Source organism: Enterobacter sp. 241F3 (genome assembly GCF_034106785.1).
GTDB classification, from domain to species: Bacteria; Pseudomonadota; Gammaproteobacteria; order Enterobacterales; family Enterobacteriaceae; genus Enterobacter; species Enterobacter vonholyi.
On the sequence record NZ_JAWNDD010000008.1, the window covers coordinates 68,669 to 90,281 of the forward strand.

Annotated in this window: 25 protein-coding genes; 15 read left to right on the forward strand and 10 right to left on the reverse strand. The window is 54.1% G+C overall.

Annotated elements, in window-relative coordinates; all coding sequences use genetic code 11:
• Window positions 1-5 precede the first annotated feature (5 nt).
• The gene (plsB, locus tag UR504_RS18405) at window positions 6-2,426 is read right to left on the reverse strand and encodes a glycerol-3-phosphate 1-O-acyltransferase PlsB (protein WP_115876928.1); all 2,421 of its coding nucleotides are present in this window, start codon (window positions 2,424-2,426) and stop codon (window positions 6-8) included.
• A gap of 154 nt (window positions 2,427-2,580) precedes the next feature.
• Here plsB and UR504_RS18410 point away from each other — a divergent pair, with 154 nt between their 5' ends.
• The 4 genes from UR504_RS18410 to UR504_RS18425 all read left to right on the forward strand — a co-directional run bounded on the left by UR504_RS18410 (window position 2,581) and on the right by UR504_RS18425 (window position 5,396).
• Window positions 2,581-2,949, forward strand: a complete 369-nt coding sequence (locus UR504_RS18410; RefSeq protein WP_111964212.1) for a diacylglycerol kinase — start codon at window positions 2,581-2,583, stop codon at window positions 2,947-2,949.
• Window positions 2,950-3,057: 108 nt separating this feature from the next.
• Window positions 3,058-3,666: a transcriptional repressor LexA gene (gene lexA, locus UR504_RS18415; protein ID WP_111964211.1), complete on the forward strand. Its 609-nt coding sequence runs from the start codon at window positions 3,058-3,060 to the stop codon at window positions 3,664-3,666.
• A 62-nt stretch (window positions 3,667-3,728) separates the two neighbouring features.
• Window positions 3,729-5,066 carry an MATE family efflux transporter DinF gene (gene dinF, locus UR504_RS18420; protein ID WP_302237964.1) on the forward strand — a complete coding sequence of 446 codons (1,338 nt, stop codon included), beginning with the start codon at window positions 3,729-3,731 and terminating at the stop codon, window positions 5,064-5,066.
• Between the two features lie 120 nt (window positions 5,067-5,186).
• Window positions 5,187-5,396, forward strand: coding sequence for a CsbD family protein (locus UR504_RS18425; RefSeq protein ID WP_024906712.1), 210 nt, complete (start codon window positions 5,187-5,189; stop codon window positions 5,394-5,396).
• A gap of 47 nt (window positions 5,397-5,443) precedes the next feature.
• On the opposite strand, the gene zur is transcribed toward UR504_RS18425, so the two are convergent.
• A complete protein-coding gene (zur, locus tag UR504_RS18430) occupies window positions 5,444-5,956 on the reverse strand; it encodes a zinc uptake transcriptional repressor Zur (protein ID WP_008503369.1) in 513 nt (170 codons plus the stop codon).
• A gap of 115 nt (window positions 5,957-6,071) precedes the next feature.
• Between zur and UR504_RS18435 the strand changes: the two genes are divergently transcribed.
• The 4 genes from UR504_RS18435 to pspG all read left to right on the forward strand — a co-directional run bounded on the left by UR504_RS18435 (window position 6,072) and on the right by pspG (window position 9,500).
• Window positions 6,072-6,560: a cupin domain-containing protein gene (locus tag UR504_RS18435; protein ID WP_115876925.1), complete on the forward strand. Its 489-nt coding sequence runs from the start codon at window positions 6,072-6,074 to the stop codon at window positions 6,558-6,560.
• Between the two features lie 172 nt (window positions 6,561-6,732).
• Window positions 6,733-8,043, forward strand: a complete 1,311-nt coding sequence (locus UR504_RS18440; RefSeq protein WP_302237960.1) for a conjugal transfer protein TraF — start codon at window positions 6,733-6,735, stop codon at window positions 8,041-8,043.
• A gap of 82 nt (window positions 8,044-8,125) precedes the next feature.
• Complete coding sequence (gene dusA, locus UR504_RS18445) at window positions 8,126-9,121, forward strand: tRNA dihydrouridine(20/20a) synthase DusA (protein ID WP_271369644.1); 996 nt, start codon at window positions 8,126-8,128, stop codon at window positions 9,119-9,121.
• Window positions 9,122-9,257: 136 nt separating this feature from the next.
• A complete protein-coding gene (gene pspG, locus UR504_RS18450; protein WP_111964222.1) occupies window positions 9,258-9,500 on the forward strand; it encodes an envelope stress response protein PspG in 243 nt (80 codons plus the stop codon).
• Between the two features lie 184 nt (window positions 9,501-9,684).
• Here pspG and UR504_RS18455 read toward each other — a convergent pair whose 3' ends face one another.
• Window positions 9,685-10,668: a quinone oxidoreductase gene (locus tag UR504_RS18455; protein WP_133293585.1), complete on the reverse strand. Its 984-nt coding sequence runs from the start codon at window positions 10,666-10,668 to the stop codon at window positions 9,685-9,687.
• Window positions 10,669-10,734: 66 nt separating this feature from the next.
• On the opposite strand from UR504_RS18455, the gene dnaB reads away from it, so the two are divergent.
• Window positions 10,735-12,147 (forward strand): replicative DNA helicase, encoded by a 1,413-nt coding sequence (gene dnaB, locus UR504_RS18460; RefSeq protein ID WP_023310046.1) that lies wholly within the window; start codon window positions 10,735-10,737, stop codon window positions 12,145-12,147.
• Window positions 12,148-12,163: 16 nt separating this feature from the next.
• Entirely contained in the window at window positions 12,164-13,243 is a 1,080-nt protein-coding gene (alr, locus tag UR504_RS18465) for an alanine racemase (RefSeq protein WP_127729266.1), read from the forward strand.
• A 51-nt stretch (window positions 13,244-13,294) separates the two neighbouring features.
• On the opposite strand, the gene UR504_RS18470 is transcribed toward alr, so the two are convergent.
• Window positions 13,295-14,437, reverse strand: a complete 1,143-nt coding sequence (locus UR504_RS18470; protein ID WP_240741471.1) for an ENY2 family protein — start codon at window positions 14,435-14,437, stop codon at window positions 13,295-13,297.
• 304 nt (window positions 14,438-14,741) lie between these two features.
• Between UR504_RS18470 and UR504_RS18475 the strand changes: the two genes are divergently transcribed.
• Window positions 14,742-15,335, forward strand: coding sequence for a response regulator transcription factor (locus tag UR504_RS18475; protein ID WP_240741472.1), 594 nt, complete (start codon window positions 14,742-14,744; stop codon window positions 15,333-15,335).
• A gap of 80 nt (window positions 15,336-15,415) precedes the next feature.
• On the opposite strand, the gene UR504_RS18480 is transcribed toward UR504_RS18475, so the two are convergent.
• The 6 genes from UR504_RS18480 to UR504_RS18505 form a co-directional block, all read right to left on the reverse strand.
• Complete coding sequence (locus UR504_RS18480) at window positions 15,416-15,706, reverse strand: hypothetical protein (RefSeq protein WP_111967849.1); 291 nt, start codon at window positions 15,704-15,706, stop codon at window positions 15,416-15,418.
• Window positions 15,707-16,114, reverse strand: a complete 408-nt coding sequence (locus UR504_RS18485; protein ID WP_115876918.1) for a hypothetical protein — start codon at window positions 16,112-16,114, stop codon at window positions 15,707-15,709.
• 65 nt (window positions 16,115-16,179) lie between these two features.
• Window positions 16,180-16,662: a ribonuclease domain-containing protein gene (locus tag UR504_RS18490; RefSeq protein ID WP_271369642.1), complete on the reverse strand. Its 483-nt coding sequence runs from the start codon at window positions 16,660-16,662 to the stop codon at window positions 16,180-16,182.
• Between the two features lie 17 nt (window positions 16,663-16,679).
• The gene (locus tag UR504_RS18495; RefSeq protein ID WP_274241748.1) at window positions 16,680-17,129 is read right to left on the reverse strand and encodes a lysozyme; all 450 of its coding nucleotides are present in this window, start codon (window positions 17,127-17,129) and stop codon (window positions 16,680-16,682) included.
• On the reverse strand, window positions 17,129-17,731 hold the full coding sequence (locus tag UR504_RS18500; RefSeq protein WP_271369641.1) for a DUF2589 domain-containing protein: 603 nt from the start codon (window positions 17,729-17,731) through the stop codon (window positions 17,129-17,131). The genes UR504_RS18495 and UR504_RS18500 overlap by 1 nt, the downstream gene beginning before the upstream one ends.
• 75 nt (window positions 17,732-17,806) lie before the next feature.
• Window positions 17,807-18,364, reverse strand: a complete 558-nt coding sequence (locus UR504_RS18505; protein ID WP_045335167.1) for a DUF2589 domain-containing protein — start codon at window positions 18,362-18,364, stop codon at window positions 17,807-17,809.
• Between the two features lie 206 nt (window positions 18,365-18,570).
• On the opposite strand from UR504_RS18505, the gene tyrB reads away from it, so the two are divergent.
• The 4 genes from tyrB to UR504_RS18525 all read left to right on the forward strand — a co-directional run bounded on the left by tyrB (window position 18,571) and on the right by UR504_RS18525 (window position 21,610).
• A complete protein-coding gene (gene tyrB, locus UR504_RS18510) occupies window positions 18,571-19,764 on the forward strand; it encodes an aromatic amino acid transaminase (RefSeq protein ID WP_115876914.1) in 1,194 nt (397 codons plus the stop codon).
• Between the two features lie 246 nt (window positions 19,765-20,010).
• Window positions 20,011-20,724, forward strand: coding sequence for an acid phosphatase AphA (gene aphA / locus UR504_RS18515; protein WP_133293590.1), 714 nt, complete (start codon window positions 20,011-20,013; stop codon window positions 20,722-20,724).
• 113 nt (window positions 20,725-20,837) lie between these two features.
• Window positions 20,838-21,254, forward strand: coding sequence for a secondary thiamine-phosphate synthase enzyme YjbQ (locus tag UR504_RS18520; protein WP_111964202.1), 417 nt, complete (start codon window positions 20,838-20,840; stop codon window positions 21,252-21,254).
• 2 nt (window positions 21,255-21,256) lie between these two features.
• Window positions 21,257-21,610, forward strand: coding sequence for an MmcQ/YjbR family DNA-binding protein (locus UR504_RS18525; protein ID WP_008503382.1), 354 nt, complete (start codon window positions 21,257-21,259; stop codon window positions 21,608-21,610).
• The last annotated feature ends 3 nt before the right edge of the window (window positions 21,611-21,613 follow it).

A 21,613-nucleotide genomic window follows, 5' to 3' on the forward strand; every position in this document is an offset into this window, starting at 1 on the left:
TAACATCACTCGCCCTGCGTGGCGCTCTCAATCGTCAAGCGCACGTCCGAGGTAATCAGCTCTGCGAGCATCTGGTAAACCTTCAGCGTCTCTTCCGGCTCGGCATCGCCTGTATCGCTGATGAAGCCTTCATCACGCAGCGTCAGTACCAGAGAACTAAAGACTGCTTTGTCGAAGAATTCAGGGGCGTTAATGCCGTGCAGAACGGACAGGCGCTGGGCCAGCGTCCGGCTTTCTTTCTCCAGTGTACCGCGGTTGATGGACGGGTTCGCACTCAGCAGCCAGAACGTAATGGCGTAGCGCTGCAGCGTTTCACGCGCACCGGCCGCCAGCAGCTGCAGGGTACGGGAGCGTGACGGATTGATGTGCAGCTCGTCGTTTGAAACAGCGATCAGCCCCTGGCGACGCATCTCTTCCGTCATCTTATCCAGTTCTGTCGCCAGCTCATCCTTACTCCAGCGCAGGAACAGCTCCGCTTTCAGCATCGGATAGATGGTCTCAAGATGGCGCAATAGCTCCTGACGGGAGATATGACGATGCTGGGTAATAATGGCGGCCATGAGCGACGGCAGCATCAGCATATGCGTGATGTTGTTGCGGTAGTAGGTCATCAGCACCGCCTGCTCGCGCGGCAGAATGATGATGTCGCCGATCGTGTCCTTTTCGACTTCAAACTTGTTCATCTGAAGCGCGTGATCGATAAGCTCACTGGCGGTCGCAGAAGGTACGGTCGAATCAACCGAATACGGCACGTTCCGCATCATATCCAGATAGCAATCCAGCTGCTCTGTGAGCTGTTCACGGGTCAGCGAGCGTTGGCGCGAAGCCAGCAGTGCCGTACAGCACAGGTTCATGGCATTAGCCGCACCGGCGTTGTTAATGCGCACCATCAGCTCGGACGCGATGCCGTTAACCGTTGGCGTTAGCCAGGCCGGACGCACCGCTTCGATAGGATCGATGGACTCGCGCCACTCCGGAACGTGATGGTTCAGGTACGTCATCAGCGGCATCGGCTCGCCGAAGTTAACGTAGCCCTGACCAAGATTGCGCAACTTGCTCAAGCCGCGCAGCATCTGCGGCAGGCTCTCTTTCTCTTTGGTCGCGCCACGCAGCTCTTTCGCGTACGTGCCCACTTCCATCACGTGCTCGTAGCCAATGTAGATAGGCACCAGCGTAATCGGACGGGTACCTCCGCGCAGCATGGCCTGGATGGTCATCGACAGCGTGCCGGTCTTCGGATCGAGCAGACGACCGGTACGGGAACGCCCGCCCTCCACGAAGTACTCCACGGAATAGCCGCGGCTGAACAGCTCGCCCAGATACTCGCGGAACACGGTGGAGTAGAGCTTGTTACCCTTGAAGGTACGACGAATAAAGAACGCGCCCAGGCGGCGGAAAATCGGACCTGCTGGCCAGAAATTCAGGTTGATACCGGCAGCAATGTGCGGCGGTACCAGCCCCTGATGATAGAGCACGTAGGAAAGGAGCAGGTAGTCCATGTGGCTGCGGTGGCAGGGGACATAGACAATCTCATGGCCATCATGCGCCAGCTGACGCACGCGCTCGGCGTTATGGACGTTGATGCCCTGATACAGGCGGTTCCACGTAAAGCCGAGAATACGATCGGAAAGGCGAATCATCTCGTAAGAGAAGTTCGCTGCAATCTCTTCCATCAGCGCAATGGCGTTCTGCTGGGCTTTCTCATGCGAAATTTTCTTGCTGCGCGCTTCATCTTCAACGGCGCGGGCAATCGCTTTGGAAGCCAGCAGCTTGTTGAACAGATCCTGACGCGCCGGGAGGCGTGGCCCTACGGCAGCGAGGCGCTGACGGGCGAAGTGCATACGCGCCACGCGCGCCAGTTTTTGCGCGATGATCTTGTCGGTGCCGTGCTCGTCCGCCATGCGACGCAGCGAAACGGAAGGGGAGAAACGCACAAAGCTGTCGCGTCCCAGCCAGGAGACCGCGAAGAACTTCTGGATGCCGTTAAGCATGCGCAGCGGCGGATTCTCTTCACCTTTTTCGCGGCCCGGACGACGACCAAACATCACCGATACCGGCACCATCTGCACATCCAGATCGGGGTTGCTGCGGTGCAGGTCGAGATAGTCATGGAACAGCTTGATGGACTCTTCTTTCGGCGTGTAATAGGTAAACACGCGCGGCCCGCCGTGGATGAACACGTAGCGCGGCAGCAGCGTACCGTCAACTTCCAGCGGTTCAAGCGGATCTGGTAAGTCATGCGCCAGACACTGGGCGCGAAGCGTCAGTAAGTCAGCCTTCGAGTTATAAGGCAAAACGTACATAATGGGACGCGACGTATCGAGCCCCAGTTCCAGCGCGGGTTCTGCTGGGATAGACTTGCTTTTTACCAGGATGCTTAATGGTAAATTAAGTAATTTGTAGTAAATTCGTGGCCAGCCGGACATAAACGATGTAAAGCCTCTGGTTAATAATGCAATTGCGGCGCAAGGATAACAGAAAGCGCGCAAAATTTCTGTTGTTACCCGTCATACTTCAGGCTGTAGCGAAACGCGCTACGGCTCCTGTTACTGACGCTCTTTTTTAAAAAAGGTTCTTTTAATGGCCAATAATACCACTGGGTTAACACGTATCATCAAAGCCGCCGGCTATTCATGGAAAGGTTTCCGTGCCGCATGGGCCAACGAGGCCGCGTTTCGCCAGGAGGGCGTCGCCGCTATCATCGCGGTGATCGTCGCCTGTTTCCTTGATGTTGATGCTATTACCCGCGTACTTCTTATCGGTTCTGTACTTCTGGTGATGATAGTGGAAATTCTTAATAGCGCTATTGAGGCCGTTGTGGATCGCATCGGTTCCGATTTCCATGAGCTTTCTGGCCGCGCAAAAGACATGGGATCTGCTGCCGTATTACTGGCGATTATCACTGCCGTTATCACCTGGGTCACGCTGCTTTGGTCACATTTCCGATGAGCCTCGAGGAATAATTAAGTCCCTGGTTTTTTGTGCAGTTTTTGGTTCCAAAATCGCCTTTGACTGTATATACTCACAGCATAACTGTATATACACCCAGGGGGCGGAATGAAAGCGTTAACGACCAGGCAGCAAGAGGTGTTTGATCTCATCCGGGATCATATCGGCCAGACGGGTATGCCACCTACGCGTGCGGAAATCGCGCAGCGTCTGGGTTTCCGTTCTCCGAATGCTGCCGAAGAACACCTGAAAGCGCTGGCGCGTAAAGGCGTGATTGAGATTGTATCAGGCGCGTCACGCGGTATCCGACTGCTTGTAGAAGAAGAGACGGGCATTCCGCTGGTAGGTCGTGTTGCTGCCGGTGAGCCTTTACTGGCACAGCAGCATATTGAAGGTCATTACCAGGTCGATCCAGCCATGTTCAAGCCGAGCGCTGATTTTCTGCTGCGCGTTAGCGGCATGTCGATGAAAGACATCGGTATTCTTGACGGCGATCTGCTTGCGGTACATAAAACGCAGGATGTGCGTAACGGCCAGGTGGTTGTCGCGCGCATTGACGATGAAGTCACCGTCAAACGTCTGAAAAAACAGGGTAACACCGTTCAGTTGCTGCCTGAAAACAACGAGTTCACCCCAATTGTGGTCGATCTCCGCGAACAGAACTTCTCTATCGAAGGTCTGGCAGTAGGCGTGATTCGTAACGGTGAATGGCTGTAATCTCTTCCTGACAGGCTACGCTTCCGCTGTAGCCTGTTCATCTACCTTTCCCGGTATTTCGCATGTCACTACTGACGGCATCAGATAAGGCATTGTGGCGTCTTGCCCTGCCGATGATTTTCTCCAATATTACCGTGCCTTTACTGGGACTGGTTGATACTGCCGTTATAGGCCATCTTGATTCACCAGTTTATCTTGGCGGCGTGGCGATTGGCGCGACGGCAACCAGCTTCCTGTTTATGCTGTTGCTCTTTTTACGCATGAGCACCACCGGTCTTACCGCACAGGCTTATGGTGCGAAAGATCCGCTGCGTCTGGCGCGTGCGCTGGTGCAGCCGCTGATACTCGCGCTTGGCGCGGGTGCATTAATCGTTGTATTGCGGACACCCCTGATCGATCTTGCGCTTCATATCGTTGGCGGCAGCGAGGCGGTACTGGATCAGGCGCGACGTTTCCTTGAAATCCGCTGGCTCAGCGCGCCAGCGTCGCTGGCTAACCTGGTTCTGCTGGGGTGGCTACTGGGCGTTCAGTATGCACGGGCGCCAGTGATTTTGCTGGTGGTGGGCAACCTTCTCAACATTGTGCTGGATATCTGGCTGGTGATGGGCCTGCATATGAACGTGCGGGGCGCGGCGCTGGCGACGGCGATTGCCGAATACGGGACCTTTATCATTGGCTTGTGGATGGTCTGGCGCGTGCTGTCGATGCGCGGGATCTCTCTGGCGCTGCTCAAAACCGCATGGCGCGGCAATATCCGTAAGCTGCTGGCCCTCAACCGTGACATCATGCTGCGCTCGCTGCTTCTTCAGCTCTGCTTCGGCGCGCTGACGGTTTTCGGGGCTCGACTGGGGCCAGAAATCGTGGCGGTCAACGCGATATTGATGACGCTTCTGACCTTTACCGCCTATGCGCTGGACGGTTTTGCCTACGCGGTTGAAGCGCATTCCGGGCAGGCGTACGGTGCGCGAGAAAGCGGGCAGCTTCGGGCTGTCTGGCGGGCAGCCTGCCGTCAGTCGGGACTGGTGGCGCTGGCCTTTGGTCTGGTTTACGCCTGCTTTGGTGAGCAGATCGTTGCATTGCTGACGTCTATACCTGCTCTGCGCGAGCTGGCGAGTCACTATCTCCTCTGGCAAGTCATCTTACCGGTGGTCGGCGTCTGGTGTTATCTGCTGGACGGCATGTTTATTGGTGCGACGCGCGGAGCGGAAATGCGCAACAGCATGGCGGTCGCGGCGGCAGGGTTTGGTCTGACGCTGCTAACGCTTCCCTGGCTGGGTAATCACGGTTTGTGGCTGGCCCTGGCCGTCTTCCTCTCGCTGCGCGGGTTATCGCTGGCGTTTATCTGGCACCGCCACTGGCAAAACGATACCTGGTTCTCTTCGCGCCACGATATATCGTGACGGTTAAAGATTCCGAATATGAAATTAACTACGGAATCCTTAACTACAATAATTATCACGTCCAGCAGAAAAGAACGTAACGGACGTTACGACCCGACGCTTAACTAAGAGGACACGATGATGAATAAAGACGAAATCGGCGGCAACTGGAAGCAGTTCAAAGGTAAAGCGAAAGAAAAGTGGGGTAAGCTGACTGATGACGATATGACCGTCATTGAAGGTAAACGCGATCAGCTTGTCGGTAAAATTCAGGAACGTTACGGCTACGCGAAAGATCAGGCGGAAAACGAAGTCAAAGACTGGGAAACCCGTAACGACTACCGCTGGTAACGCTGAATAACCCACAGGGCGGCTCTAAGCCGCCTTTTCTTTTGCCGTTAACGCGGCTTTTTCTTCACCAGAATAGAGTGGTCGTGCTGACAGGCGTCCTGATGACGACAGGCTTCCACCTCCACGCACGCGGAACAGAGCCCGTGGGCTTCAATCACGTTATGACGCAGGGCAAAGCCCATTTTCGCTGCCAGCGTATGCATAATGTCTTCCACGCCTTCCGCAGCCTCTTCTTTCACCACGCCGCAGCGGTCACAGATAAACATCGCCGATGTGTGGGTGGGCTGATCGAACAGATGGCACAGCACATAGCTGTTGGTGGATTCCACCTTGTGCACGAACCCTTGTTCAAGCAGGAAATCCAGAGCGCGATAGACCGTCGGCGGCTTTGCCTGCGGCTCGCTTTCGCGGAGCAGGTCGAGCAGATCGTAGGCGCTGATGGCACCCTGCTGCAGGCTCATCAGGCGTAATACTTCAAGGCGCTGCGGAGTCAGGCGCACATTGCGTTGCGCACACAGCTTTTCGGCCTGCGCTAACAGCTCTTTTGTGGACTTATCCATGTAGCACCCCGGATGTTATAGGACGGAAAACCCTCACTTTATCATGTTCTGGTAAAAACGCCGAGATCCGCCAGTCTGTGCTATACCTGACCCATTACAAACCGGGAAATAAACAATGAAAAAACCTGACTGTATTCGACACTGGCGAGACGTAGAAGTCGCGGATGATTCGACCTATCCAGATAGCGATGAGCTTTTTTCTATCGGCGCCCCGCTGGCTCGAAAGCTTGGGCTCGGGCGCATTGGCATCCATCATGAGCGCCTGCCGCCCGGGCGCAGGACGTCCTATCCGCACGCGGAGAGCGACGAAGAAGAGTTTATTTACGTGCTTGAAGGCCACCCTGACGCCTGGATTAATGGCTACTTGTGGAAGCTGGAGCCTGGCGACAGCGTAGGTTTTCCCGCCGGTACCGGCATCTGTCATACCTTTATCAACAACACGGACGACGAGGTTCGGCTCCTGGTCGTTGGCGAGGCCAACAAGAAGCATAACCGCATATACTATCCGCTTAACCCGGTTTATGCCGCTACCCGAGAGGATCGCTGGGTAGACCACCCGCCCCAGTTTTTTGGACCGCATGATGGAAAACCTGGGAAAAAATAATTTCCTCTTCTATAAATATTGAGGGCCGTCACAAAATATAACAGGCCGTAAGGGAGTTTTACTTAGGGATAGAAATAGCGGGTCTTTTACTACTTATTCACAGCAATAGTTCGTTCCTGTTTGGGTGATAACAGACAGGGGTTATTTCATAACAGACTATAACGGGCATACTGTGAAAAAAAATTTAAAATTTTCGGTGGTTAGTATCGCTGTTTCCTTGTTTATGGCAAATCAGGCGGGAGCAGCCAATACCTGGACAGAATCACGGAGCGACGCAATGGGTGGCACTGGCGTTGCCTCCGGGAGCTATGGCAGTGGGGCATTAATCAACCCCGCGCTGCTGGCAAAGGCAAAACCTGACGATGATGTGACGGTTATTTTGCCGTCCGTTGGTGTACAGGTAACGGATGAGGACAATCTTCAGGACGAGATTGATACCATCAACGACAAAATCAATCACTACAAGGATGTGGTTGATAATCTCACGCCAAGAGAAATTATAACCAATCCATTAGGTTCCATTAATCAATTCCAGGGCGCGGCCAAAGATCTGGCCGATGAGCTGGACTATCTCAAAGGCAAAACCGCACGCGCAACGGCTGGTGCAGGGCTTGCGGTGAGTATCCCTAACGATGTCCTTTCGGTAGCCTTCATGGCGAAAGGCTATGCCCATGGCCGGGTGAGCTCGTCTATCGATCAGCAGGATATTGATTACCTGCGCGGTATTCAACGCAGTAATGTGGTGGCTGCCGGTGTCGCCCTGGACGCTGCGCTGAACGGCACGGATCAGATCACTAAAAACCTCAACTCAACCGCGTCTGGCCGGGCAGCGATTGTCTCAGACTATGGTGTTGCCGTTGCCCGCCAGTTTGACCTCGGCGGCGTCCCTGTTTCCGTGGGCGTGACGCCAAAGCTGCAAAAAACCTGGGTCTATAACTACACCACGTCAATCTACGATTACGACAGTAACAAGTGGAACGACAGCCGCTACCGCACTGACGATACGGGCTTTAACGTGGATGCCGGTATTGCGGCCGATTTTGGCGAACACTGGACCGTTGGCGTGAGCGGACAAAACCTGATGTCGCGCGATATCGACACCAAAGATATCCGTATCCGCAACGGCCGTACGGGAGAAGTGGTGAGCTATAAAGACACCTATCAGATCCGCCCGCTGGTAACCGCCGGTGCCGCCTGGCACAACGACCTGGTGACGCTGACCGCCGATGGCGATCTGACCGAAACCAAAGGCTTCAAGAGCGAAGATACGTCGCAGTACGTGGGTGTCGGTGCCGAGGTGACGCCGCTGAGCTGGCTGGCGGTGCGTGCGGGTTATCGTGCAGACGTGAAGGGTAACGACAGCAATGTCTTTACCGGCGGTGTCGGTTTCGCGCCGTTTAGCACCGTGCATGTTGACCTGATGGGCCTGTACGGTGAAGACGAAACCTGGGGCGCAGGGGCTCAGCTGAGCATGACGTTCTAAAGTCCACCGGAGGCGCTGCGCCTCCGGCTTTTCTTTGTGCTATAGTAGCGCCCCTTTTCCACCAGATGCTTAAAACTTCGCCATGTCGTCAGAATCACAGACCGCTTTCCCCGCACACCGTTTCTCCATTGCGCCGATGCTCGACTGGACGGACAGACACTGCCGCTATTTCCTGCGCCAGCTCTCCCGCCATACGCTGCTGTACACCGAAATGGTGACCACAGGCGCAATCATTCACGGGAAGGGCGACTATCTGGCCTATAGCGAAGAAGAGCATCCGGTTGCCCTGCAGCTGGGCGGCAGCGATCCGGCCGCGCTGGCGCAGTGTGCGAAGCTGGCGGAAGCGCGCGGCTACGACGAGATCAACCTGAACGTTGGCTGCCCGTCCGACCGTGTGCAAAACGGTATGTTCGGTGCCTGCCTGATGGGGAATGCCCAGCTGGTAGCGGACTGTATCAAGGCGATGCGCGACGTCGTTTCCATTCCGGTGACGGTCAAAACCCGTATCGGGATTGACGACCAGGACAGCTACGAATTCCTGTGCAACTTCATCGATACGGTCTCCGGAAAGGGCGAATGCGAGATGTTCATCATCCACGCGCGAAAAGCCTGGCTCTCCGGCCTGAGCCCGAAAGAGAACCGCGAAATCCCGCCGCTGGACTACCCGCGCGTGTATCAACTGAAGCGTGACTTCCCGCACCTGACGATGTCGATCAACGGCGGCATTAAGTCGCTGGAAGAGGCCAAAGCGCATCTGGCGCATATGGATGGCGTGATGGTCGGCCGCGAGGCGTACCAGAACCCGGGCATTCTGGCGACGGTCGATCGCGAAATCTTTGGCATCGAAGGTTCAGACACCGATCCGGTTGGCGTCGTGCGTGCGATGTACCCTTATATTGAGCGCGAGCTGAGCAACGGTACGTATCTCGGCCACATCACCCGCCATATGCTGGGTCTGTTCCAGGGTATACCGGGCGCGCGTCAGTGGCGCCGCTACCTGAGCGAGAATGCGCATAAAGCCGGAGCCGATATTGAGGTGCTGGAACATGCGCTGCGACTGGTGGCAGACAAGCGATAACTTTCGCTAAAAGTTCGTCAAATTCACCACGCCCTGCGAGTTCTCGCGGGGCGTTTTGCTTTAAGAACAAAACGTTAGCTTTGGCATGGATCTTGTAATGCTTAATGCATTACTCGGGAACTCGTGGGAGAGCACCATGCTGGAACTACTTTTTGTGATTGGCTTTTTTGTTATGCTGTTAGCGACAGGCGTTTCGTTGCTCGGCATTCTGGCGGCTATCGTGGTGGCGACGGTGGTCATGTTTATTGGCGGACTGTTTGCGCTGACGATCAAACTGCTGCCGTGGTTACTGCTGGCCGTTGCTGTGGTGTGGGTGATTCGGTCGATTAAATCGCCAAAAGTGCCCGGTTATCAGCGCAATAACCGCTTTCGTTACTAAGGTATTGAGGGGTTCGTCACATAGTTGTAACTTTTCCGGCAGCATGGCTTAGAACAGAATAGGATTTACTTATCGAATCTGTCACTATGACTGCCGTTAAAGAATTCATCGTGCTGTACCCTACATACAGCCGAACTAAAAAAAGAAAGGGCTTCCCACGGGAAGCCCAATTTCTTTTTGGGGCTCAGGGAATCAACAGGCTCGACCCCTGCGTCGCCCGGCTCTCCAGCACCTCATGCGCGCGCTGCGCATCGGTCAGCGCGAATTTCTGCGCATCTGCCACGTCCACTTTGATGACGCCGCTGGCGATCAGCGAGAACAGCTCGTTGCTGGCTTCCTCAAGTTCTTCCCGGTTGGTGATGTAGCCCTGCAGGGAAGGGCGCGTGACGTACAGCGAGCCTTTCTGATTCAGAATACCGAGATTCACGCCGGTGACTGCACCTGACGCATTGCCGAAGCTCACCATCAGCCCACGACGCTGCAGACAGTCCAGCGACGCTTCCCAGGTGTCTTTCCCAACCGAGTCATACACGACGCGCACCTTTTTGCCGCTGGTGATCTCCTTCAGCCGTTCGACAATGCTCTCTTCACGATAGTTAATCACCTGCCAGGCGCCCGCCTGCAGCGCGCGTTGCGCTTTTTGGGCATTGCCCACGGTGCCGATCAGTTTTGCGCCCAGGGCTTTTGCCCACTGACAGGCGATGAGCCCGACGCCGCCCGCCGCGGCATGAAACAGGAACTGCTCGTCGGGTTTAATTTCATAGGTTTTACGCAGCAGGTAGTAAACCGTCAGACCTTTCAGGAACGAGGCCGCCGCCTGTTCGAAGGAGATAGCGTTAGGCAGCAGGGCGGCTTTATCCGCCGGGACGTTGTGGACGGAGCTGTAAGCGCCCAGCGCCGACTGCGCATATACCACACGGTCGCCCTCTTTAATATGCTTAACCGCGCTGCCCACTTTGACGACGACACCGGCTGCCTCGGTGCCGAGGCCGCTCGGCATTGACGGAGGCGGGTAGAGCCCGCCGCGAATATAGGTGTCGATGTAGTTTATGCCTATGGCTTTGTTTTCAACCTGCACTTCGTTTTCGCCAGGCGCGGTGGGGGTGAACTCCACCGCTTTGAGTACGTCTGGCCCACCGTGTTTCTGAAATTCAATGCGCGTTGCCATGCTCCCTCCGTAAGAAAAATATGGTAATCTTTCGACCCACTCTTTATCTCGGTAACTCCATTCACTATGGCAGGAAACAAACCCTTCAACAAACAGACTGAACCTCGCGAGCGTGATTTCCAGGTCGCAGGGTTAAAGGTCCCGCCGCACTCGATTGAAGCGGAACAGTCGGTGTTGGGCGGTTTAATGCTGGATAACGAGCGCTGGGACGACGTCGCCGAACGCGTCGTGGCGGAAGATTTCTACACCCGCCCGCACCGCCACATCTTTACCGAAATGGCGCGTCTGCAGGAATCGGGCAGCCCGATCGATCTGATCACGCTCGCGGAATCACTGGAGCGTCTTGGTCAACTCGACAGCTGTGGTGGGTTTGCCTATCTGGCGGAACTGTCAAAAAACACGCCTAGTGCGGCGAACATTAGCGCTTATGCCGATATCGTGCGCGAACGTGCCGTCGTCCGCGAGATGATTTCGGTGGCGAACGAGATCGCCGAAGCGGGTTTTGATCCGCAGGGTCGCACCAGCGAAGACCTGCTTGACCTTGCCGAGTCCCGCGTCTTCAAAATCGCCGAAAGCCGCGCCAACAAAGACGAAGGCCCAAAAAATATCGCCGATGTGCTCGACGCCACCGTCGCCCGTATCGAACAGCTGTTCCAGCAGCCGCACGATGGCGTCACCGGAGTGAATACCGGCTATGATGATTTGAACAAGAAAACCGCTGGCCTTCAGCCGTCGGATTTGATTATCGTCGCCGCGCGTCCGTCGATGGGTAAAACCACTTTTGCGATGAACCTCGTCGAAAATGCGGCGATGTTGCAGGATAAGCCGGTGCTTATCTTCAGTCTTGAGATGCCCTCCGAGCAGATTATGATGCGTTCTCTGGCATCGCTGTCTCGCGTGGATCAGACCCGCATTCGTACCGGCCAGCTCGATGATGAAGACTGGGCGCGCATCTCCGGCACCATGGGCATTCTGCTGGAAAAACGGAACATCTATATCGATGACTCCTCCGGCCTGACGCCGACGGAGGTTCGTTCCCGCGCGCGCCGTATCGCCCGTGAACACGGCGGCATCGGCCTCATCATGATCGACTACCTTCAGCTGATGCGCGTTCCGTCGCTTTCCGACAACCGTACGCTGGAGATTGCGGAGATTTCCCGCTCGCTCAAGGCATTAGCCAAAGAGCTGCACGTGCCGGTGGTGGCGCTGTCGCAGCTTAACCGTTCTCTGGAACAACGTGCCGACAAGCGCCCGGTCAACTCCGACCTGCGTGAATCCGGCTCCATCGAGCAGGATGCCGACTTAATCATGTTTATCTACCGTGATGAGGTTTATCACGAGAACAGCGACCTGAAAGGGATCGCCGAAATTATTATTGGTAAACAACGTAACGGCCCGATCGGGACGGTACGTCTGACCTTTAACGGACAGTGGTCGCGTTTCGACAACTATGCCGGTCCTCAATATGATGATGAGTAATTTCTAAGGAATTCAAATGCAAGCGGCAACTGTTGTTATTAACCGCCGCGCTCTGCGACACAACCTGCAACGTCTGCGTGAACTGGCGCCTGCCAGCAAGCTCGTTGCAGTCGTGAAAGCGAACGCTTACGGACACGGTCTTCTTGAGACCGCGCGAACGCTCCCCGATGCCGATGCCTTTGGCGTCGCCCGTCTTGAAGAAGCCCTCCGCCTGCGCGCGGGGGGGATTACCCAACCGATTCTTCTCCTCGAAGGTTTTTTCGAAGCCAGCGATCTGCCAACCATTGCTGACCAGCATCTGCACACGGCGGTACACAATGAAGAACAGCTGGCCGCACTTGAAACCGCCGAGCTGAGCGAGCCGGTGACCGTCTGGATGAAGCTAGACACGGGCATGCACCGTCTGGGCGTGCGTCCGGAAAGCGCGGAAGCGTTTTACCAGCGTCTATGCCGGTGCAAAAACGTGCGCCAGCCGGTGAATATTGTTAGCCACTTCGCCCGTGCCGATGAGCCCGAGTGCGGTGCAACCGAGCGGCAGCTGGATATCTTTAATACCTTCTGCGAAGGCAAGCCGGGGATGCGCTCGATCGCCGCATCCGGCGGTATTTTGCTGTGGCCGCAGTCGCACTTCGACTGGGCGCGACCGGGCATCATTCTTTACGGCGTATCACCGCTGGAGAACAAGCCCTGGGGGCCGGATTTTGGCTTCCAGCCGGTCATGTCGCTGGTCTCTAACCTGATTGCCGTGCGTGACCATAAAGCGGGTGAGCCGGTGGGCTACGGCGGTACCTGGACCAGCGAGCGTGATACCCGCCTTGGCGTGGTGGCGATGGGCTATGGCGACGGTTATCCCCGTGCCGCGCCGTCGGGTACGCCGGTTCTCGTCAACGGTCGCGAGGTGAAGATCGTTGGTCGCGTGGCGATGGACATGATTTGCGTCGATCTGGGGCCAGAAGCGCAGGATAAACCCGGCGACGATGTGGTGATGTGGGGGGAAGGTTTACCCGTTGAACGTATTGCTGAAATTACTAAAGTGAGTGCTTACGAACTTATTACCCGCCTGACGTCTCGGGTGGCGATGAAGTACGTCGACTGAAACGTGTACGTAACAGTCCAACGGCATACGCTGCCGTTGGACAAGTAACGCTTATTTCAACACGTTATAAATCGCCTGATTCGTTAAATAATCTGACGCCAGCCCTGACTCTGGACTGAAGCGCGCGCCCTGAATGGATGAGAAGCGTTTTCCTGTATTGCCCAGTGAGACATAGCGTTCTCCCCCATCGTTTTCCGAAATGGTGTACACCGTTTTCTGCATTTCGGCGAACAGCGGAGCGTTACGCTGAATGACCTGATGCAATTCCAGCAGCTGCACACCATCAAGATTGAGCTTTTTATCCAGCGTGACCCCCCATCTTTGCAGGCAAACTTCGGCAAAATGACGCACGATCGTGCCCGGTTCATGCACCACTTTTTCCCCGCTATTCCCATTAGCCGACGCATTTCCCACCAGCGTAGCGTGACGACCAGACATAGGATAAATATGTACCTTTGTCGTGCTATCGGTCTGTGGAATGACGCACGAGAAACCTTTTGAACGCTCGTGTCGGGCATAGAAAGCCACATACTCCTTCACGTTGCTGCCCAGAGTGACTTTTTCCGGCTGGAAATTACCCATTCCCGGAACCGGATCGACAGCAAAAATATTCACCGGAATAGTCGTCAAAAGGGGATCGGCCAGCATCGCATTCGCAAGCATATGGCAGCTAATTCCGCCCCGGCTCCATCCCACAAGGTTCACCTGAGTGGGCAGAATCTGGCCCTGACGGAAGGTTTTAATAATTTGCTGCTGCAGCGCCTGCTGGGTCACTTTACGGTCACCATAATCATACTTGCGCCACCAAAACGATCCGGTAACCTCAACGTCCTGAATCGGCACGCCCGCCTTTTTGAGCTGCTCATAGTTCTCTTTTGTGAGCTTTTCTCGCTGCCAGTCAACGTGCCCTTTAATAATATTGATCGCGTGCTGAACATTCTCATTCCAGCCGCTGCCCAGAAGCTGGGCCCGAAGCTGAGAATATTCTCCGCTTTTGACCCAAAGTTCATCGCTTTGAAGATTACCGCTTCCCGGGCCATCAAGAATGACCCATTCGGCGAACTCTTTACCCTTGTTATTGGCGGCCAGAGAAGAAATGAGCTCGCCGTTCCAGTAATTAGCATGAGACTCATCAAACTTATTAGAACCAGTACCACAGAAATACACTGTTAGTATTGTCATAAATGATCTCATTGAAATATTAATATGTAGGTGGATGGCACGCGTGCAGTTAAATAATACGTGTCGGCAATATTTCGAGAAATATGCTATTAAGCCCAGGGTATTTTTGATAGCGATAAGTTCGTTCTTAATTAAATATGGCTATGTTTAATGTGTAGCACTGCTTAACTTTGTGCTTAGGCATATGACATTTGCCTTATGCCGAATGCTGTTTTTACAGTTCTGCAATAGCACGCATACTTAATTTCGGAATAAGTTAGTTGAATAATCTAAGAAAATAGATTTCACACGGGGTTATGCTACAATGAACATATTAATGATCGATGAATTACCGATCTTCATTCACGGTATGAAAACAGAGCTGGAACGCGTAATGCCGGAATGCACTGTTTTTTCAGCGAACAACTTTGAAGATGCACACGCAATTTTAACCTCTATGCCAGTCAGCATTATTTTGCTGGATGGTGAAATGAAATGCCGTGATTTTATCACAAATTTGATGTCAAACTGGCCTGAGCTACCGATCGTGGTAATGTTACGAAAAACGACGGATAAGATATTCAACTTCTACATTCGTCAAAGCATTAAGGGCATTTTTACTAAGGATCTTCCCGCCGAGAAAATCAGCCAGATACTTAGCATGGTTTCCTCGGGTGTGGTCTGCTTTCCGGAGCAGGCCGTGATTCAGCGAGAACAACCCACTGGCGGTTTACCGATTCATACTCTGAGTCGTCGGCAGAAGGAAGTGCTCAAGCTGCTGGCGAATGGAGGAACAAATAAGCAGATCAGCAGACAACTGAATATCAGTGCTGGTACGGTCAAAGTACATCTGGAATCCATTTTTCACCGATTGCAGGTCAACAATCGAACACAGGCTGCAATGCTCTATTTTAAATATATGGGCAATTAGGCCGTTTTTGTAAGACGCAGGATTGGTATCAAACTATGTTTAGTGAAAAGCGCGACAGGCAGAATACTGTCGCGCTTTTTTTAATGATACTGAGATTTGAAATAGTATATCACGACCACCAGCGTTCCAAAGTCCTGCAATAGCCAGAAGGGAAAACTGTCACTCAGTATATCAGCCCCAGTAAGGATAAATTTCATGTTTAAACTGCTCTCACCAAAAAAGCCAAAGGCGAGGGCAGCTAAGCCGACTTTACACATTACCGGCAGAGCATGGACTCTTCGACTATAGGCTGCAAACAAAATGAGCAGCGAGGTGACAAGGTCGACGAGGATAATAAAGGGAAGAACCCAGCCATTCATTATGTTAAGCATTTACTCTCCATCGGGATTGTTATGGGTTAAATCAGGCGGAGAAAGTGACTCGTGCCTGACTTTGCTTTTGATGACGCTGGCGACATCAAAAATATCGCGCTGTTCGTGCCGGCGGAAAAAGTTTGCCAGCCAGACGATCAGACCATTACTCATTGCCCCGAGGATATAACCTAAACCAAGCGTGATATCGGCCTGGTTAAGGTCTATCTTTAACCAGCGGGCTGATAAGCCACCTAATGCGACGGCCGCACCCATGCTGATTCCGCCAAAAATAATGCCTGCCATAAATCGGCTGTGCTGATGCAGCCGCTGCGGTTGCCAGAAAAACGAAATACTGACGCCGCCAAATAAGCCTGAAAATGCCAGCAAGGCTTCGCTGATGAGGGTCGGGAGATAGATGTCAGACATACATTCATCCTCTGCAAGGATAAACCCCCTCGAAAAAGGGGATTTATTATCGTAACGGGCGCTTATTATTGGCAGGGATCCAGCTCAACAATATGCTGATACTTATCGGTAGTGATAAAGCGCTGTTGCCCTGACAGGCTGTAAATCAAACGTTCAGGAGAGCGATAGCCCTTTACGACATCCACATCCGCGCTAAGCCAGGGCTGATCGGCAGGAAGAGCGCTATGGCTGTATTTGTCGCCTCCGATCCATTTTTGATGAGTGAGTTTCAACCCCCAAAGTGACTCGCTTTCACTCCCCGACCAGCCGAGGCGTTTGGCTTCTTCCGACGTGATATAGCGGTCGGGCAGGCGGCCAAAATTTTTTATATGGCGAAGGGTTGTCGCCAGCTCGGTCACATTATTGACGGGCGGTACACCCTGAGAAGATAAAAAGGCGTTAACTTCCTTTATTTCATCTTCGCAGGTTGGTATGGCGGCAGTAGCCTGTAAAACGGCGAATAAGGAAGCAGAAAGAACGGCCATTTGCACTATGGATAATGATTTCATGTGTTTTTCCTGTCGAGTTAACTGAGAAATAACTTCATTTCCGCCTCGCGGCGACGCGTCAGACCAGCCAATACCTTCCCGCCTGCCTTATTCCAGCTTTTGAACTGCAGTGCGGCGCCCTGAACATCGCCCGCGTTGAATTTTTTGAGCAGCGTTGATTTCTTCAAATTGCCAACGCCGAGGTTGAAGGCGAAGGAAACCAGCGCGTCGAATTGCGCCTGCGTTGCTGACTGGTTCAGCAGCTTTTTCACGCCGTCCTCGGTGCGTTTCAGATCTTTGCGCAGCAGTTCTTTGGCTTCGCCGGTAGTAATTTTGGTGAGCTTTTCCATCTCCTCTTTGAGGATCAAATGGCCATAGCCGATGGTCCATAAACCTACGGCATCGCGATAACGCTCCAGCTTCAGTCCTTCAAACTGGCAAATCAGCTGAATACCCTTGTCACCTGTACGTTCTGGTTGTGTGTGCATTACGGAGTCTCCTCTGCTTTCGGACGGGGAATCACCTTGTTGGTGTATTCGTCAATCAAGCGCATAACGCTTTCCGGTGGCTCAAGCGCGGTAAACTGCATCTCCACATCGACGTGGCGGCTGTCACGCCCGCCTTTGTTATCGCTGGAAGGCGAAAGGCTGACGTGAAAGCGACCAAATTCGTTTTCACCAGACTGGCGGGAAGGTGCCTGCATGCCTTCTGTACGGATCGTCAGGTTGACCTTCATTTTCTCCAGCATCAGCCCGCGCGGCGTTGAAAGTGCGACCAAGGGCAGGTCAAAGTAGTGCTTTTCATCCAGTGCCAGCTGTATCGTGCGTGGAACCAACGAACCGTCCTCAGCAGGTTCGAAAAAGGGATCCAGCGCTTTCATATACTGCTGAGCAATCAGTTCGTTGGCCGCCGTGGCCGCGTACTGCATCCCGCGCGTAATATCTTCAAGCGAGATCGGCACGCCGGGAATATCGGCTGGCGGCGTAGGGGGCGTGTTTTCCTGTACAGGCGGCGTGCCTTCATCCTCTTTGCCCGTCCTGTTTTCCGGCTCTTCATCCTTGCCGCCGCGCAGCCATTTTTTAAAAGACATATTTCGCTCCTGGAAAAAGGGCTACCCGGGTAGCCCCTGCGTTACGGAATCGCACGTATGTCGCGGCGTGGAAGATTATTGCGCGGCGACAGGCTTGGTTTTGGCGTTGGTCAGGTAATCAATCACGCGCTGCAGAGCTTCAGGTGGTTCCTGGCGTTTAATCTGGGTATGAATGGAGTATTTCGCGCGTGTGTCGGTCGAACGGGTCTGCTCCGATTTATGGGAGACTTTGCCGGTCATTTTGGCTTTAAAGACACCCCAGCCGACGGACGCTTCCACGGAGGCCTCCGCTTCGGTACTGCTGGAACTGGCTTCGCTCTGGCTCACTTCCAGCTCAAAGTCGATGGTGCCGTCTTCGATACAGATGATAGGGTGCGTGATCGCCGCCAGCAGCGGAATGCTCATCTTGCGGGTCACGCTGCCTTTGTTCACGCCTTGTTCGTCTACCACGGTTTCGTCGTAGTCGAACTCGATCGCGACGGCTTTGCCGTCTTTAATGCAGACAGAGAGCAGGAAGTCGGTATAGGACTTGCTCGCCTGAACCTGTGCTTTGATCATCGCCTGCAGCGGACCGCCGATCATATGCTCCAGCGGCAGGGCGTTAATAACTGAACCAATAAATTGTGAATCCATGATGTGAACTCCTTGAATCAGTGAATGCGCGGTTGCGCAGGAGTCACATTACGGAAAGCGAGAAGGGGAAAATATTGGGTAAATGTCATGGCTAAAGGACGCAAAAAACCTATGCCGATCGCAGGATAATCCTAAGGGGTGGTGTTGCGTGATATTCCGGTTTATTGTTGAAATCCCTGCCTCATCGAATTCCGGAGAACCATCGCGTGTTTCAGAAAGTTGACGCCTATGCCGGCGACCCTATCCTCTCCTTAATGGAGCGTTTCAAAGAAGATCCTCGCAGCGACAAAGTGAACCTCAGCATCGGTCTGTATTACAACGAGGATGGCATCATTCCTCAATTAAAAGCCGTTGCCGAAGCCGAAGCGCGTCTGAACGCTGTTCCACACGGCGCTTCCCTTTATCTGCCGATGGAAGGGCTAAACGCTTATCGCAACACCATTACACCGCTGCTGTTCGGCGCCGATCACGCGGTGCTCGCGCAAAAACGCGTGGCGACCATCCAGACGCTGGGCGGCTCGGGTGCGCTAAAAGTGGGTGCAGACTTCCTGAAAAAATACTTTCCGGATTCAGGCGTGTGGGTCAGTGACCCGACGTGGGAAAACCACGTTGCGATCTTCGAGGGCGCAGGTTTTAAGGTCGAGACCTATCCATGGTTCGACAGCAAAACTAACGGCGTGCGCGTTGAAGCGCTGTTGGAAAAACTGAACACGCTGCCGGCGCGCAGTATTGTGCTGCTGCACCCATGCTGCCATAACCCGACCGGTGCAGATCTCACTAACGCCCAGTGGGATGCGGTGATTGAGGTACTGAAGGCCCGTGACCTGATCCCGTTCCTCGACATTGCCTACCAGGGATTTGGCGCGGGCATGGAAGAAGATGCTTACGCCATCCGCGCCGTAGCCAGCGCCGGGCTGCCTGCTCTGGTTAGTAACTCCTTCTCTAAAATCTTCTCCCTGTACGGTGAACGCGTTGGCGGTCTGTCCGTAGTGTGTGAGGATGCCGAAGCAGCCAGCCGCGTGCTCGGCCAGCTGAAAGCGACGGTACGCCGTATCTACTCCAGCCCGCCAAACTTTGGTGCGCAGGTGGTGGCGACGGTTCTCGGTGATGAGCAGCTGAAAGCGTCCTGGCTTGGCGAAGTGGAAGCGATGCGTAAGCGCATTCTTTCGATGCGTCAGGAACTGGTTAACGTCCTGAAAGAGGCGGTGCCGGGACATAACTTCGACTATCTGCTCAAGCAGCGCGGGATGTTCAGCTATACCGGACTGAGTGCGGCGCAGGTCGATCGCCTTCGCGAAGAGTTCGGCGTTTATCTCATCGGCAGCGGCCGTATGTGCGTGGCGGGTCTGAATTCCAGCAACGTTCATCGCGTGGCGCAGGCGTTTGCTGCTGTAATGTAAGTACTCACAACTCTTTTCCCCCTCTCCCTGTGGGAGAGGGTTGGGGTGAGGGCATCAGGCCGCACAAGAATCTTGCCCGGTTACCGGGCCTACACGTCACATCTGCGCTTTGTGATCATCTTCTTTTTATTCATCTTCATAAGTAAAAACTCCTTCCCTTCACCTCCCGCTGGGGTTATGGTCGGATAGTTTTTTGACCGTTCGCTCAAATTAAAACGATAACAAACTGAATTTTCAGGGGAAAATATGCGCAAGATCACACTGGCGCTCAGCGCCGCCTGCTTATTGTTCTCGCTTAATAGCGCCGTCGTCGCGCGAGCTTCTGCCCCGACGCCGCTTTACACCGGTACCACTGCCGCCATGCTTGCCGAGCAGGCGCCCATTCACTGGGTTTCCGTGGCTCAAATCGAAAACAGCCTGATGGGCCGTGCGCCAATGGCCGTGGGTTTTGACATTGACGATACCGTTCTCTTCTCCAGCCCGGGCTTCTGGCGCGGAAAAAAAATGTATTCGCCCGACAGCGAAGCGTATCTGAAGAACCCGGAATTCTGGGAAAAAATGAATAACGGCTGGGACGAATTCAGCATCCCGAAAGAGGTTGCCCGGGCGCTTATTGCCATGCACGTGAAGCGCGGGGACAGCATTTACTTTGTGACCGGCCGCAGTCAGACCAAAACGGAAACCGTCTCCAAAACCCTGCAGGATGATTTTCAGATCCCGGTAGCCAGCATGAATCCGGTGATTTTTGCCGGTGACAAAGAAGGGCAAAACACCAAAACCCAGTGGCTGGAAAAGAAAAATATCAAAGTATTCTACGGCGATTCGGATAACGACATCACTGCCGCGCATGACGTGGGTGCCAGAGGGATCAGGGTATTGCGTGCCTCTAACTCGACCTATCGACCGCTGCCGATGGCCGGAAAGTTTGGCGAAGAGGTCATTGTGAACTCTGAGTATTAAACCGCAGGCGACGAGTTTGACTCTTTTTTAAGCAAATCTCGTCGCTGCGGGTTTTACCTTTCGGCTTCTTGCTGCACACTTAGAAAGATTCATCTTTCATTACGGAGCAGCACATGTGGTATCAACAGACCCTGACCTTAAGCGCGAAACCACGCGGATTTCATCTGGTGACGGACGAAGTCATCGGGCAAATCCGCGACCTGCCGCGGGTCAAAACGGGTTTGCTGCATCTGCTCCTTCAGCACACGTCTGCCTCTCTCACGCTTAATGAAAATTGCGATCCCACCGTCCGGTCAGACATGGAGCACCATTTTCTGAAGAGCGTCCCGGACAACGCTCCTTATGAGCATGACTATGAGGGGGCAGACGATATGCCTTCGCATATTAAATCCTCCCTGTTGGGCGTATCGCTTATGCTGCCGGTTCACAACGGGCGGCTGCTGTTGGGAACGTGGCAGGGGATCTGGCTGGGAGAGCATCGCATTCACGGTGGTTCGCGTAAAATTATCGCCACGCTACAAGGGGAATAAAGATGACAATTTCGGAGATACTTCAGTACTGCATGAGCAAGCCCGGCGCGGAGCAGAGCGTCCATAGCGACTGGAAAGCCACGCAGGTTAAGGTGGGGGATGTGCTGTTTGCGATGGTGAAAGAGGTGGAAGGCCGTCCGGCGGCGTCGCTGAAAACCAGCCCTGAACTGGCGGATTTGCTACGTCAACAGCATGATGACGTGAGGCCGAGCCAGCACCTCAATAAGGCGCACTGGAGCACCGTCTATCTGGATGGATCGATTCCAGGCTCGCAAATTTACTACCTGGTGGACGCGTCCTATCAGCAGGCGGTTGAGCTGCTGCCGGAAACGACCCGACAGCAGCTCTCCGTGTGACAA

Coding starts and splice junctions, on each gene's coding strand:
- UR504_RS18500 (WP_271369641.1), bottom strand. CDS start 17,731: ATGTCTTTTAAAAAATGGCTGCGCGGCGGCAAGGATGAAGAGCCGGAA.
- aphA (WP_133293590.1), top strand. CDS start 20,011: ATGCGCAAGATCACACTGGCGCTCAGCGCCGCCTGCTTATTGTTCTCG.
- pspG (WP_111964222.1), top strand. CDS start 9,258: ATGCTGGAACTACTTTTTGTGATTGGCTTTTTTGTTATGCTGTTAGCG.
- plsB (WP_115876928.1), bottom strand. CDS start 2,426: ATGTCCGGCTGGCCACGAATTTACTACAAATTACTTAATTTACCATTA.
- UR504_RS18495 (WP_274241748.1), bottom strand. CDS start 17,129: ATGCACACACAACCAGAACGTACAGGTGACAAGGGTATTCAGCTGATT.
- dinF (WP_302237964.1), top strand. CDS start 3,729: ATGTCACTACTGACGGCATCAGATAAGGCATTGTGGCGTCTTGCCCTG.
- zur (WP_008503369.1), bottom strand. CDS start 5,956: ATGGATAAGTCCACAAAAGAGCTGTTAGCGCAGGCCGAAAAGCTGTGT.
- UR504_RS18455 (WP_133293585.1), bottom strand. CDS start 10,668: ATGGCAACGCGCATTGAATTTCAGAAACACGGTGGGCCAGACGTACTC.
- UR504_RS18505 (WP_045335167.1), bottom strand. CDS start 18,364: ATGGATTCACAATTTATTGGTTCAGTTATTAACGCCCTGCCGCTGGAG.
- dusA (WP_271369644.1), top strand. CDS start 8,126: ATGTCGTCAGAATCACAGACCGCTTTCCCCGCACACCGTTTCTCCATT.
- UR504_RS18520 (WP_111964202.1), top strand. CDS start 20,838: ATGTGGTATCAACAGACCCTGACCTTAAGCGCGAAACCACGCGGATTT.
- UR504_RS18480 (WP_111967849.1), bottom strand. CDS start 15,706: ATGCTTAACATAATGAATGGCTGGGTTCTTCCCTTTATTATCCTCGTC.
- UR504_RS18435 (WP_115876925.1), top strand. CDS start 6,072: ATGAAAAAACCTGACTGTATTCGACACTGGCGAGACGTAGAAGTCGCG.
- UR504_RS18470 (WP_240741471.1), bottom strand. CDS start 14,437: ATGAGATCATTTATGACAATACTAACAGTGTATTTCTGTGGTACTGGT.
- lexA (WP_111964211.1), top strand. CDS start 3,058: ATGAAAGCGTTAACGACCAGGCAGCAAGAGGTGTTTGATCTCATCCGG.
- UR504_RS18425 (WP_024906712.1), top strand. CDS start 5,187: ATGAATAAAGACGAAATCGGCGGCAACTGGAAGCAGTTCAAAGGTAAA.
- UR504_RS18525 (WP_008503382.1), top strand. CDS start 21,257: ATGACAATTTCGGAGATACTTCAGTACTGCATGAGCAAGCCCGGCGCG.
- UR504_RS18475 (WP_240741472.1), top strand. CDS start 14,742: ATGATCGATGAATTACCGATCTTCATTCACGGTATGAAAACAGAGCTG.
- UR504_RS18490 (WP_271369642.1), bottom strand. CDS start 16,662: ATGAAATCATTATCCATAGTGCAAATGGCCGTTCTTTCTGCTTCCTTA.
- dnaB (WP_023310046.1), top strand. CDS start 10,735: ATGGCAGGAAACAAACCCTTCAACAAACAGACTGAACCTCGCGAGCGT.
- UR504_RS18485 (WP_115876918.1), bottom strand. CDS start 16,114: ATGTCTGACATCTATCTCCCGACCCTCATCAGCGAAGCCTTGCTGGCA.
- alr (WP_127729266.1), top strand. CDS start 12,164: ATGCAAGCGGCAACTGTTGTTATTAACCGCCGCGCTCTGCGACACAAC.
- UR504_RS18410 (WP_111964212.1), top strand. CDS start 2,581: ATGGCCAATAATACCACTGGGTTAACACGTATCATCAAAGCCGCCGGC.